We start from the raw sequence: 13,256 nt of genomic DNA on the forward strand, positions 1-13,256 counted from the left end.
ATACGCGCAAAAAATGCGGATCACACGCGGCTGAAACCCCGGCCTGCGGTGTTATGTCCGACATGACAAAAATGTCAGCGCGGAATCAATCCTGGGTGGCTTGCGAGGAGGAACCGAATGCGGTCCAAGTCGCTACATTGGATGGAGGGCAAACCAATGGACTTTTCTTTTCTCTCTCGCTTTCAACCGGTTCTGCTGAGCCTGTTTCGCTTCATCACCGGCCTCTTGCTGTTCCAGTACGGCATCGCCAAGCTGTTCAAGTTCCCGCCTGTGCCGATGTTCGCGAAAGTCGAACTGATGTCGCTCTACGGCGCGGCCGGGACGATCGAGCTGGTGGTTGGCGGGCTGTTGATGATCGGCCTGTTCTCGCGCCTCGCCGCTTTCATCCTCTCGGGTGAAATGGCCTTCGCCTACTTCATGGGCCACATGCTCAAGGGCGAAACGCCGGTGTTCCTGCCGCTGCTCAATGGCGGCACCGCAGCGATCCTGTTCTGCTTCGCCTGCCTCTACCTGTCGGCCGCCGGCGGCGGTCCGATCAGCGTCGATGCCGCGTTGGGCAAGGAGAGCGGCGCAGCCGGCGGCGCGTTCGCGCGGCGCTAAGGCGCCCCCGGATCACTCCCACAAGCAGCGGCACCGGCGCACCCGCCGGTGCCGCATTAACGCGCCCCGAGCACGTTCCAGATGAGAACGAGGGCCGCGACGAGCAGCACGGACATGATGATGCGATGAACGAATCGATTCATTGCGGGTCCGGCCCTGCTCCGTAGCTACCAAAGTCCAACATCGATTTTCCCGGGCAGTCCGCAGCGGCGGACGCCAGAACACGGCGATTTGCCTGCAGGATTGCGCATCCGGCTGCGAACGGTGTTGCGCGCGGCAGCGCGCCGCACGCGTCCATTCATGATTGGTAAGAACTTCATGCTACCGACGCGAGCAATAACAACCAGTCCTAGAGGCCGCGATGAAGCTGCTCAGCCATCTGAAGATCCGCACCAAGCTCGCCAGCATGGTCTGCCTCGCGGCGCTCACGGTGACGGCCATCATCGGCGTATCGGCGGTGCTGAGCAAGAGCCGCATGATGGAGGACCGCGTCCAGCAGATGCGGACCGCGGTGGAGCTGCTCTACAACTACGCCCAATCGCTCCAGGACGAGGTCGCAGCCGGCAAGCTGACGCAGGCCGAGGCCAAGGCCCAGTTCCACCAGCGCGGCCGCCGCATGAGCTTCAACGGCGGCCAGGGCTACCCCGTCGTCTACAATCCCGACACCTCGCTGTTCGTGAACGGCGCCAACCAGCAGCTTGAAGGCAAGATCACCGGCGCGACCGACTCCAACGGCGTCCTGATCGCCGACGCCATCCTCAACGCGGCCAATCAGAATGCGCAGGGCGGCGTGGCCTCCTATCTCTATCCCCGCCCCGGCCAGACCGAACCCGTGCGCAAGACCGTGTTCACGCGCAAATTCGCTCCCTGGAACGTGACCATCAGCTACGGCCTCTATGTCGACGACATCGACGCCGACGTGCGCGCCCTGACGCTGGAGCTCGCTGCGATCGGCGTCGGCCTGATGCTGCTGATGGCGACGCTGTCCTGGCTGATCGCCCGCGACGTGCTCGGCGCGCTCGACCGCCAGAAGAACCGCATGCAGGCGATTTCCGAAGGCGCCATCGACAAGCCGGTCGAAGAGACCGACCGCGGCGACGAGATCGGCCGCATGGCCGAGACGCTCGAAGTGCTCAGGCAGACCGCGCTGACAGCACGCAATCTGGAGGCCGAGCAGGTCGCCGCCAAATCCCGCAGCGAGCAGGAGAAGCGCGAGGCCCTGATTGCTCTCGCCGACCGCTTCGATGCCTCCGTCGGCCAGCTCGTCGGCCTCATGGCCTCCGGCTCCGGCGAGCTCGAGACCACCGCCAAGTCGATGTCATCCACCGCCGAGGGCACCAACCGCCGCGCCGCCGTGGTCGGCTCGGCCGCCACCGAAGCCAGCCAACGCGTGCAGACCGTCGCCGCTGCCGCCGAGGAGCTCTCCTCCTCCATCACCGAGATCAGCCGCCAGGTCGCGCAATCGGCCGAAGTCACGGGACGTGCGGTGGACAGCGCCCGCCGCACCGACACCATCGTGCGCGCCCTCTCCGACGGCGCCCAGCAGATCGAGCACGTCGCCGAGCTGATCTCCAGCATCGCAGCTCAAACCAACCTGCTCGCGCTCAACGCGACCATCGAGGCGGCCCGTGCCGGCGAAGCCGGCCGCGGCTTTGCCGTCGTCGCTTCCGAGGTGAAATCGCTGGCGAGCCAGACCGCGGAAGCCACCCGCGAGATCGGCGACAAGATCGCCCAGATCCAGGGTGCGACCAGGGAGGCCGTGGACGCCATCGGCGGCATCACCGCCACCATCGAGGAGGTCAGCCGCATCGCCACCTCGATCGGCGCCGCCATCGAGGAGCAAGGAGCAGCGACTGCCGAGATCGCCCGTAGCGTCTCGCAGACGGCGGAAGCGACCAAGGAGGTCACCACCAATATCGGTGGCGTCTCCACCGCTGCGAACGAGACCGGCAACGCCGCCGGCATGGTGCTCGCCGCGGCTAGCAGCCTCTCCAAGCAGGCCGAGCAGCTCTCCGGCGAAGTCGGCACGTTCCTGAAGGGCGTGCGCGCGGCGTGAGCCGCGCGACATCTGTGGAACGCGACGATGCATCGACGAATCGATGCATCGATTAAGCCGGCGCTCGACCGCTTAAACACGAGCACGATCTCTAATTTCTAGACACGTCGCCGCAGGCGTCGGCCTCGCGCCTGCATATGCGTGTCCACGGCTGCGCGGATTGCGGCGCGCCTCAACGCACCAGCCCCTGCGTTCAGGAATGGTAAGAACTTCCTGATACGGCTGCGCGAGAACAAGCATTCTACAACCGTTCCCGAGGCCGTCATGAAGCTGCTCAGTCACCTGAAGATCCGCACCAAGCTCGCCAGCATGGTCTGTCTCGCGGCGCTCACGGTCACCGCGCTCATCGTTGCCTCCGCCTATCTCAGCAAGACCCGCATGCTCGACGATCGCGCGCGCCAGATGCAGACGGCGGTCGATCTGCTGCACGGCTTCGCGCAATCGCTTCATGACGAGGTCGCCGCCGGCAAGATGACGCTGGCCGATGCGCAGGCCCAGTTCAAGCTGCGCGGCCGGCAGATGAAGTTTGGCGGCGGCCAGGGCTATCCCGTCGTCTACACCGCCGATTCAACCGTGATGATGAATGGCGGCGCGCCTCAGCTCGAGGGCAAGAACAACGGCATCAAGGATGCCAATGGCATCGTGATCGGCGATGCCACCGTCAATACGGCCAGACAGGCGCCTGAAGGCGCCATCCTGTCCTATCTTTTCCCGCGTCCGGGCGAAACCGTTCCGGTTCGCAAGCTGGTGTTCGCCCGCTACTTTGCGCCGTGGAACGTCGCGCTTGCCTACGGCCTCTATGTCGACGACATCGACGCTGACGTGCGCGCCCTGACGCTGGAGCTCGCCGCAATCGGCGTCGGCCTGATGCTGCTGATGGCGACGCTGTCCTGGCTGATCGCCCGCGACGTGCTCGGCGCGCTCGACCGCCAGAAGAACCGCATGCAGGCGATTTCCGAAGGCGCCATCGACAAGCCGGTCGAGGAGACCGGCCGCGGCGACGAGATCGGCCGCATGGCCGAGACGCTCGAGATCCTGCGCCAGACCGCGCTGACGGCGCGCAATCTGGAGGCCGAGCAGGTCGCCGCCAAGTCGCGCAGCGAGCAGGAGAAGCGCGAGGCTCTGATTGCGCTTGCCGACCGCTTCGATGCGTCCGTCGGCCAGCTCGTCGGCCTGATGGCCTCCGGCTCCGGCGAGCTCGAGACCACCGCCAAGTCGATGTCATCGACCGCCGAAGGCACCAACCGCCGCGCCGCGGTGGTCGGCTCGGCCGCCAATGAAGCCAGCCAGCGCGTCCAGACCGTGGCCTCCGCTGCGGAAGAACTCTCCTCCTCCATCACCGAGATCAGCCGACAGGTCGCGCAATCGGCCGAGGTGACCGGCCGCGCCGTCGACAGCGCCCGCCGCACCGACACCATCGTGCGGGCCCTCTCCGACGGCGCCCAGCAGATCGAGCACGTCGCCGAGCTGATCTCCAGCATCGCAGCCCAGACCAATTTGCTCGCGCTCAATGCCACCATCGAGGCGGCACGTGCGGGCGAAGCCGGCCGCGGCTTTGCCGTCGTCGCCTCCGAGGTGAAGTCGCTGGCGAGCCAGACCGCGGAGGCCACCCGCGAGATCGGCGACAAGATCGCGCAGATCCAGGGCGCGACCAGGGAGGCCGTGGACGCCATCGGCGGCATCACCGCCACCATCGAGGAGGTCAGCCGCATCGCCACCTCGATCGGCGCGGCCATCGAGGAGCAAGGAGCAGCGACTGCCGAGATCGCCCGTAGCGTCTCGCAGACGGCGGAAGCGACCAAGGAAGTCACCACCAATATCGGCGGCGTCTCCACCGCCGCCAACGAGACCGGCAACGCTGCCGGCATGGTGCTCGCCGCTGCCTCAAACCTCTCCAAGCAGGCCGAGCAGCTCTCCGGCGAAGTCGGCACGTTCCTGAAGGGCGTGCGCGCGGCGTGAGCTGCGGGCACTGAAGGCTCCACAGCGTCATGCCGAGCGGGGCGCTTGAGCCCCGCTCCTATCGCCGCGCGAGGCTGCAGCCGCTCGACAGCTGGCGCGTCGAGCCGGTCGAGCCGTCGTTGGACTGCGAGGGGAATTCCTCGAACGGCGTGTTCTGCTTGCCGGTGTTGAACTCGAATATCTTGCGGAACACGCCCGGCACCATGGCCGAGACCGGATTGACGCGCATCACGGGCGCGGCCGGCGTGCCGACGACCTCGTAGGTCACGCCGATCAGTCCCTCTTTGTCGCCAGCCCCCAGGAACAACCCGAGCACCGGAATCTGTCCGAACATATTGTTCAACCCGTACATCGGCACGAAGGTGCCGCTCATGCAGACCTGGTTGCCGGGATAGTCGATCGAGCCCTCGATGGTGGCGCCGATCATCGGGCCCTTGACCACGCCGTCGCGGATCGTCAGCGCGCCGTTCTGGCGGATGAACTCGGCGCGGAGCGCGCTGAAGGAGACGCCGTTCCCGGTGCCGTTCGGAGCGCCCGCGGCGACGCGCTCGAGCTGCGCCTCGCCCTTCACCGTGAAGTCCCGCACGTTGATGAGGCCCTCGCGCGAGGTGTTCGGCTCCGAGGTCGGCGGCTCCATCGCCACCACCATCTGACCGCCGACCGCCTTGGTGTAGGTGTCGGTGAAGCGCAGCAGCGCGCCGGCATCGTTGGTCTGGAGGTAGATCACCTCGCGGTTGCCCTGGGCGCGGCCGCCGCGCAGATCAGCCGCAACAGGCGTGTCGCGGCCGATCTTGCCGCTCAGCGTGAAGGCTTTGACGGCACCGCCCCGCCGCGACATCTTGGCATCGACGCTGCGCATCGCCTCGCCGTTGAAGCCGGCGACCGCGCCGAGCTTCACATCGATGTCGAAATCGACGTTCTTCATCTTGCTCTTGGCATCGTCCTTGGAATTGCCTGAGATCGCCGACTTCAGGAAGCCGCGGCCGTCGAACACGTCGCCGCGCATGGTGCCGCGCACCACGCCATCCTGGCTGCGCTCGACCTTCAACGACGCCTTGTCACCGTCAGACGGCGCGTAGGTCGGGAAGTTCGCGTTCAGGAGGTCGCCATTCGGATCGACTTCCAGCGAGCCCTTGATCGAAGCGCCGCCGCCTTCGATCACGATGTCCTCGAGGCGCGTTGATTGCGCGGTCGGCACTACCTTGAACGTCGCCTTGCTCGACTTGCCCGGTAACTTGACCCAGCCGGGCAAGATGTTGTCGAGCCTCACCGAGGTCAGATCGGCTTCGATGCCGAGCTTCGTCGTCGCGTCGGGACTGCCGGCGATCTTGCCCGACACCTTGATCGGTACCGAGCCACTAACAGCAGGGCTGAGATCGAAGCCGAGGCGCGCGCGGCTCGCATCGTCCAGCGTCGCCTGCAATCTGACGTCGGCATCGCCCTCGGCCGGCTTGCGGTAGTCGAGCGAGGCGGCCTGCCCGTTGATCTTGACGTCGCCCTTGACCTGATAGCCCTGGGTATTGGCGACGATCTTCAGGTTGTTGGCCTCGAGCTTCTGGCCCATCACCAGCTTGTCGGCGGCAAAGCCGTTGAGATCGGCGGTGACGGCGTAGGTCGTGTCGGACTTGGTCAATTCGCCCTTGACCGGCATGCCGAGCTGGATGTTGGCCGAGAACGTTCCCTTGCTGGTGTTGGGATCGACCACGGTCGCCGACAGATCGCTCAGACGATCGTTCGAGAGCATCTCGGCCGCCGCAGGCACGGGACCGTCGACGCGGAATCTGGTGCGCGAAGGCGACGGCTTCGGCGCCATGTCAGGCACCTCGAAGGTGAAGTCGGAGATCGTGATCTTGCGACCGGCCGGGGTGTCGGCAATTCCCTGCCCGATATTCACCGTCGCAGTGCGTCCGGTCACGCGCGCCTTGAGGTCGGCATCATGCACCACAGGCATGCCGTCCACCGGGCGGACTGCGACGCCGCTCGCGACGATGTTGACCGACAGGCCGTCGTCGGGGATCGGCGGCCCCTTGCGGGGAAGGTTCTTCACCGGCGAGTTGATGCCGATCTCGATGCGTTGGAGCGTGCCGCGCTCGATCCGCTCGATCACCCATTCGCGCAACTCGGGAACGATCAACGTCGGCCACATCCGCTTGAGCGCGGAGGCCGACATCGGCGTTCCCGCAAAGCCGAGCGTGAGCCGCGGCTCGCCCGAATAGTCGATGGCGCCGGTGCCGGCGACGCCGATCTCGCCGTTGGAGATGTCGGCCTGGGTCAGCAGCAGGCGCTTGTGGTCGGTGTCGAAGCGAAAGCCGATCGCAATGCGGTTGAAGACAAGCGGCGGCTCGTTGTCGATGCCGCCGAGGAGGATCGATCCGCCGCTGAAGCCGAGCTGCCAGTCGTTGATGTTGCCGTTGGGCGGCTCGACATGGGCCAGAAGCGTCAGACGGTTGGCGCCGGAGAGGACCTTGAAGGGGGCGACCAGCACCCGCCGGTTGGCGTCCCACTCGACATTGATCTCGGCGGAATCGATCGCCATCGGATAATCGGGCGTATCGGTGTCGATGATGTTGCCCGCGCCGACCGCGATCTTGCCGCGGAAGAAGGTCGGCACGCCATCGCGGCCGAGCTCGCCCTTGAGCTCGCCGGTCAGCGGCAGATCGGCGGTATAGGTGAGATCCTTCACCCGCAGCGCCAGCAGGATGTTGGAGGTCGAGACCTTGTCGGCCTTGATGTCGACTGAGCGCACGCCATTCTCGGCGGGACCGATCGTGGCGCGCAGCATCCACGGCCGCGCCCCCTCTTCGCCGAGGCTGAGCGCGACGCCGCCATGGCTCGGCCGGCGCAGGCTGAGCGTGATGTTCTCAAAGCTCCATTTGCTGCCGCGCTGCTGATCGTCGACGATCAGATTGCCGTTCTTCAGGCCGATCTCGTTGAGGTTCTGACCGTCGAGGCCGGTCATGCTCAGACTGTCGAGCCAGTCGAGGCCCTGGAGAATGCCGCTCTGCGCGGTGGCCTGGGGCGCGGCTTGAGACGGGTCCTGGCCCGCCGGCGCCGTGGCGAAGGGCGGCGGCGGCACGCCATTGCGCGGGAAGGTCGGCGGCAGGCCGGCATCCTTCTTGGAGGCCACGCCGGTGGCCAGCGGCTTTGCGGTGTCGCCGGCCGAAACCGTGACGGTGCCGTCGGGCGCGATGCGGATCGCGAGTTCGGCGTCGACGAGATTGAGGCTTTCCGCGCGCAGATGCCCCATCAGCAGGCCCGCCCCCGACAGCCTCACCTCGGCCTTCGGGGCGCTGGCGACGATGGCATGGTCGCGGTCGCGCACGATGATGTCGCGGATGCGCACGGCGATACGGACCCGCCCGGCGCGCTCGATCTGGGTGCCGCCGACCTCCACCGTGTTGCCGTGGCCGATATTGTCCTCGATGGCGGCGGCAAGCCAGGGCGTTGCGATGTCGAGATTGATGGGTCCGGCGCCGAGCCGCCACCACAGCGCACCGAAACAGCCGATGAAGATGACGATGAGGGCGCCGACGACGACAGCCAGCCGCTTCAGCCAGCGACCGCCGCCCAGCCAACGGCGCAGCGACCCGAACCCGTCACCAAAGCGATGGAAGCCCGAATTGGAACGTGACAACAGCCGGCGCGCCCGATGGCCCGCCGCCGCTTCCTGATCCGGATCCCAGTCGGCCTCGTCCCATTCCTGCGGCTCAGGTTGGCCGCCGCGCCGATCGAAATCCCGATTGTAATCCTGGGGCGACGTATTCCTTGCCATTGCCTCTCGATACAGGCGCCCATCGTAGGATTGAGCGCCGCCGGGACCGCAGCCGTCCACGGGACGCGAAGCCCCCTGCGCCGGCACTGCCGCCATACCTCGAATATTCCTGCTGTTCGTCATTTCGCCCCGGGAGCGCGTTCAACGAGCAGTGGGGTGGTGCGTGGAATTCCTTGTAACCATACTCCGGCGTCGTCAGACTTGCCCAGCCAAGGGCGCGATTCCGGCACACCGGACGAGAGCTGCAATACCGCTTCGGTTGACCCGCCGAAAGCGTCGAAAGGAAGGCGTATGTCCAAGAAATCCCGAAAGAAATCGCCCAAAACGCCCTCCGGCAGTCCAACAGCTAAAAAGAAGGCCCCGAAAACCAGGACAACGACTCAAACAAAGGCCGCGAAAACACAGCGGACACCGGCCAGCAAATCAACCGCGACCATAGCAAAGACAGCATCGCATGGGGCCGCATCGAAACAGTTAAATTCCTCCAAATCGGCGCGGCCTGCGGCGAAGCCGGTCTTGGCCGAAGGTCAGAAGGCGCCCGCCTTCCGCCTGCCTCGCGATGGTGGCGGCGTGGCGACGCTGTCGGACTATGCCGGCCGGAAGCTCGTCCTGTTCTTCTATCCCCGTGCCGACACCCCCGGCTGCACCCGGGAGGCCATCGACTTCACGCGCCTTGCAGGCGCCTTCGCCGACGCCGGTGCCGCCGTGCTCGGCGTCTCCGCGGATTCGTTAAAGGCCCAGGAGAAGTTCCGCGACAAGCACAGCCTCGGGGTCCCCCTGATCTCGGACGAAAAGCACGAGATGCTGGAGGCGTATGGCGCCTGGGGCGAAAAATCCATGTATGGCAAGAGCTTCCTCGGGATTCTTCGCACCACGGTGCTGGTCGGAAACGACGGCAAGGTGGCCAAGGTCTGGCGCAACGTCCGGGTCGACGGCCATGCCGATCAGGTGCTGGAAGCGGCAAGAAGTCTTTAACCAGCCCGTTAAGTTCTCGCGGTTCCGTTTCCGGAAAATTAACCATGACCGGCCCAGATTGCTGCGGCAATTAGGCCGCAAGGAACCCATCCGACCGGCGCCGGGAGTGCCGATGTCGAAAAGTTCTGCCCAATATTCGCAGTACCCCCAGCATCATCCCCACGACCACGGACGGGCTTTTCACCGGCGTCCCGTAGCTGTCGCGGCGGCCGCCGCGCTTCCCCTCCCCGACGCCGACGACGCCTACACCATCGTCCATCACGGCAAGCAGGTTCGCCTCGGCCCGGTCGTGTTCTGGATCGTGGTCGGCACCATCGTGCTGCTCGGCCTGTGGTCGGCCGCGACCGCCACCTATTTCGCTTTCCGCGACGACGTGCTGACCCGGCTGATCGCCCGCCAGGCCGAGATGCAATACGCCTATGAGGACCGCATCGCCGAGCTGCGGGCCAAGGTCGACCGCACCACCAGCCGCCAGCTGCTCGACCAGGAGCAGTTCGACCAGAAGCTCGACCAGATCATGAAGCGGCAGACGGCGCTGGAGTCCCGGGCGACGGCGCTGGGCGCCATGCCTGACGTGACCGGATCGATCCCGCGCGCGGCGCCGCAGCGCGGCGATGCCGGCCAAGGCGCGACGCAGGGCACGCCGAAACCGTCGCCGATCAGCGACACCGTAATCTTCGTGGCACCGCCGGATCGCGAAGCACGACTCGAATCGCGCGCGCCCGCCGCCCTGGCTCCGCAGACCAGCCAGTTCGCCAAGAACCAGGGTTTCGACAATGTCCTGATCCGGCTCACCACCTCGCTCGACCAGGTCGAGCGCCGCCAGATAGCGGCGCTTAGCGCCGTCGAGGACGGCATGGATTCGCGGATGCGCCGGATGCGCGGCGTCGTCAGCGATCTCGGTCTCAATCTCGCCAGTCTCGAAGCCGCCGTGCCGCGCAGCGCCATGGGCGGACCGTTCGTCCCGGTCAAGCTGACGGCCAATGCCGGCCCGTTCGAGAAGCAGCTCAATCGCATCAACACGACACGCGCCGAGCTGGACCGGCTCAACCGCACGCTGGCGCTCGTGCCCTATCGCAAGCCCGTCATTGGCGAGGTCGAGTTCACCTCCGGTTTCGGCGTGCGCAGCGATCCCTTCCTGGGCCGGCCCGCGATGCACACCGGCCTCGACTTCCGCGCCGCCACCGGCGATCCCGTCCGCGTCACCGCCTATGGCAAGGTGGTCTCGGCCGGCTGGTCCGGCGGCTACGGCCGCATGGTCGAGGTCGATCACGGCAACGGGCTTTCGACCCGCTACGGCCATCTCTCCGAGATCAGCGTCAAGGTCGGCGAGATCGTGAAGATCGGCCAGGTCGTTGGTCTCGTCGGCTCGACCGGCCGCTCCACCGGTCCGCATCTGCACTATGAGACCCGCATCGACGGCGAGGCGGTCGATCCGCAAAAATTCCTGCGCGCAGGCGTGCGGCTTAGCGCAGGCTAGGTCCGGGCTTTGCCGTGCAAACGTGCATCAGACACGAGCCTGGCACGCCTTCAGGAAGAATTTGAGCCCGGCCTCGATTCCCTCTTCGACCGCTTTTTCGGTGAGCTCGCTGAGACCCAGGACGATCATCAGTGGCAGTTCGCCGCGGATCAGGGACAGGAATTGTGTGGCGGCTTCCATCGGATCGTCGAATTCGAGCAGCTTCTTGGCCCTGGCTTCCTCGAGAAATCCGGATAGTCGTCGAATCGTCGCCTGCGGCCCGCTTTCATAGAAGAGCCGGGCGAGCACAGGAAACCGGCCGCTCTCGTTGGCGATGATGCGGACGAAAGCAAAGTCCTTTCCATGAATGAAAGCGCTCAGGTACTGCCTGGCGAATGTGCGCAGCGCCTCGGACAGTCCAGCCGACAGTTGGGGCAGCGGCAAGTCGCGTTGCAGGCTCTCGCACTCCGCAACGATTAAAGAAGCGAACAAGGCCTCCTTGCTCGGAAAATACGCATAGAGCGTGGCCTTCGAGACGCCGGCGGCTTTCGCGATGGCGTCCATGCTGGTCGCGGAAAATCCCTGGTCGAGAAACATCTGCCACGCCGCACGGGTGACGATGTCCATCTTGCGGCCCGCCGGTACGTTCGACTGCTCAGGAGCAGCAGGGGCGATCGTCTCGATCAATGTCAGCTCTCCGTCAGCTCGAGAATCGGTGTGGTCGGTATCGAGGTGCACAATGACCGCGCATCAACAACTTGAAAGAGCAACTCACACGGTTGTCATAAAACTAAACAGTTCAGTACTGTTGACAAGACTCAATGACCCCGTCAAGTACTGAACGGTTCAGTTTTATGCAGGACCCGGATGTCGTTCAGAACATTTCTCCGCATAGGAGGCTTAATTCCTCTGGTTCAGGCCACGATCTCCTTGGGCGGCTGCGCGGTCGGCCCGGATTTCGAAACGCCAGCTGCGCCGGCGGTGACCGGCTACACGGCGGGCGGACTGGCCGCGACCCCGGCCGCGGGCGGGCAAGGCGGTACAGCGCAACGCTTCGTGAGCGGCTCGGACGTGCCGGCAGTCTGGTGGCAGGTGTTTCGCTCACGGCAGATCGAAGCCTTCGTCCGGGAGGCGATCGATAACCATCCCGACCTCGCGGCAGCACAGGCGGCGTTGCGTCAGGCTCGCGAGGTTGCGGCGGCAGACACCAGTGCGCTGCTGCCGTCGAGCACCGGCAGCGCCAGCGTGACACGCAATCAGGTGTCGCCGGCACAATCCGGACAGACCGGACCGGCATCCCTCTACACCCTCTACAACACCTCGGTCCCGGTTTCGTTCACGCCGGACATCTTCGGCGGCAAGAGGCGCGGAATCGAGGCTGATCTTGCCAATGCCGACTACCAGCGCTTCCAACTCGAGGCGACCTACCTGACATTGACGGCAAACGTCGTGACGGCCGCGATCAGCGATGCGTCCTATGCGGCGCAGATTCGGGTTACCCAGGAACAGATCGACGGTCAGCGCCAGCTCGTCGCGTTGCTCGAACAGCAGTTCGCGCTGGGCGCCGTCTCCAACAGCGACGTGCTGACACAGAAGGCGCAGCTTGCGCAGACGGTCGCAACCTTGCCGCCACTGCAGAAGTCGCGTGCGCAGAATCGCAATCAGTTGATGGCCTATCTCGGTCGGCTGCCGAGCCAGGACAAAGGTGAGGTGGTCCCGCTGGCAAATCTGCGCCTGCCGCGCGACCTTCCGGTCAGCGTCCCGTCGCTGCTGGTGCGGCAGCGCCCGGACATCCGTGCCGCGGAAAGCCAGGTGCATCAGGCCAGCGCCAATGTCGGTGTCGCCACGGCCAATATGCTGCCGAACGTGACGCTGTCCGCCTCGGGCGGCAGCTCCGCGCTGGCGCTGTCGGCGCTTTACGGTCCGCAAACCATCGCCTGGAGCGTGGCCGCCAGCATTACGGGACCGATCTTCGATGCTGGCTCCCTCTTCCACACCAAGGAGTCCAAGGTCGCGGCTCTGGAGCAGAGCAGCGCGCAATATCGCTCGACCGTGATCACCGCGTTCCAGAACGTTGCTGACGCGCTGCGCGCGATCCAGTCGGACGCAGCGCTGCTGAAGGCGCAGGTCGACGCGGAAAATACCGCGGCCGAAAGCCTGAAGATGTCGCAGGCCCAGTTCAAGGCCGGTTCCACCACATTCATCTCCGTTATCAACGCCGAACAGACGCTGCTGACGGCGCGGATCAACCGCGTGAAGGCGCAGGCCTCGCGTTATGCCGACACCGTGGCGCTGTACCAGTCACTCGGTGGCGGCTGGTGGAATCGCGTCGATGAAACTCCCGCAGCCGAGGCAAAGCCCGCGGGCATTGCCGCGATATTCGTTCCCGCCGGGGCCCTGCCGGCACCACCGCCCCCGCCAGCCAACTGATGCGA

At 65.6% G+C, this 13,256-nt stretch carries 8 protein-coding genes; 6 read left to right on the forward strand and 2 right to left on the reverse strand.

Going from position 1 to position 13,256, the window contains the following annotated elements:
* Positions 1 to 156 precede the first annotated feature (156 nt).
* The 3 genes from JQ635_RS01840 to JQ635_RS01850 all read left to right on the forward strand — a co-directional run bounded on the left by JQ635_RS01840 (position 157) and on the right by JQ635_RS01850 (position 4,615).
* Entirely contained in the window at positions 157 to 600 is a 444-nt protein-coding gene (locus JQ635_RS01840) for a DoxX family protein (RefSeq protein WP_211408164.1), read from the forward strand.
* Positions 601 to 961: 361 nt separating this feature from the next.
* Positions 962 to 2,656 (forward strand): methyl-accepting chemotaxis protein, encoded by a 1,695-nt coding sequence (locus tag JQ635_RS01845; protein ID WP_211408165.1) that lies wholly within the window; start codon positions 962 to 964, stop codon positions 2,654 to 2,656.
* A gap of 264 nt (positions 2,657 to 2,920) precedes the next feature.
* Positions 2,921 to 4,615, forward strand: coding sequence for a methyl-accepting chemotaxis protein (locus JQ635_RS01850; protein ID WP_211408166.1), 1,695 nt, complete (start codon positions 2,921 to 2,923; stop codon positions 4,613 to 4,615).
* A gap of 58 nt (positions 4,616 to 4,673) precedes the next feature.
* On the opposite strand, the gene JQ635_RS01855 is transcribed toward JQ635_RS01850, so the two are convergent.
* Positions 4,674 to 8,483 carry a YhdP family protein gene (locus tag JQ635_RS01855; protein ID WP_211408167.1) on the reverse strand — a complete coding sequence of 1,270 codons (3,810 nt, stop codon included), beginning with the start codon at positions 8,481 to 8,483 and terminating at the stop codon, positions 4,674 to 4,676.
* Positions 8,484 to 8,678: 195 nt separating this feature from the next.
* Here JQ635_RS01855 and JQ635_RS01860 point away from each other — a divergent pair, with 195 nt between their 5' ends.
* On the forward strand, positions 8,679 to 9,362 hold the full coding sequence (locus tag JQ635_RS01860; RefSeq protein WP_211408168.1) for a peroxiredoxin: 684 nt from the start codon (positions 8,679 to 8,681) through the stop codon (positions 9,360 to 9,362).
* A 112-nt stretch (positions 9,363 to 9,474) separates the two neighbouring features.
* Positions 9,475 to 10,842 carry a M23 family metallopeptidase gene (locus JQ635_RS01865; RefSeq protein ID WP_211408169.1) on the forward strand — a complete coding sequence of 456 codons (1,368 nt, stop codon included), beginning with the start codon at positions 9,475 to 9,477 and terminating at the stop codon, positions 10,840 to 10,842.
* Between the two features lie 27 nt (positions 10,843 to 10,869).
* On the opposite strand, the gene JQ635_RS01870 is transcribed toward JQ635_RS01865, so the two are convergent.
* Positions 10,870 to 11,508, reverse strand: a complete 639-nt coding sequence (locus JQ635_RS01870; RefSeq protein WP_211408170.1) for a TetR/AcrR family transcriptional regulator — start codon at positions 11,506 to 11,508, stop codon at positions 10,870 to 10,872.
* 180 nt (positions 11,509 to 11,688) lie between these two features.
* Between JQ635_RS01870 and JQ635_RS01875 the strand changes: the two genes are divergently transcribed.
* A complete protein-coding gene (locus JQ635_RS01875; RefSeq protein ID WP_211408171.1) occupies positions 11,689 to 13,251 on the forward strand; it encodes an efflux transporter outer membrane subunit in 1,563 nt (520 codons plus the stop codon).
* Positions 13,252 to 13,256: the final 5 nt, after the last annotated feature.

It is taken from the genome of Bradyrhizobium iriomotense, from assembly GCF_018130765.1.
Lineage (GTDB): Bacteria > Pseudomonadota > Alphaproteobacteria > Rhizobiales > Xanthobacteraceae > Bradyrhizobium > Bradyrhizobium iriomotense_A.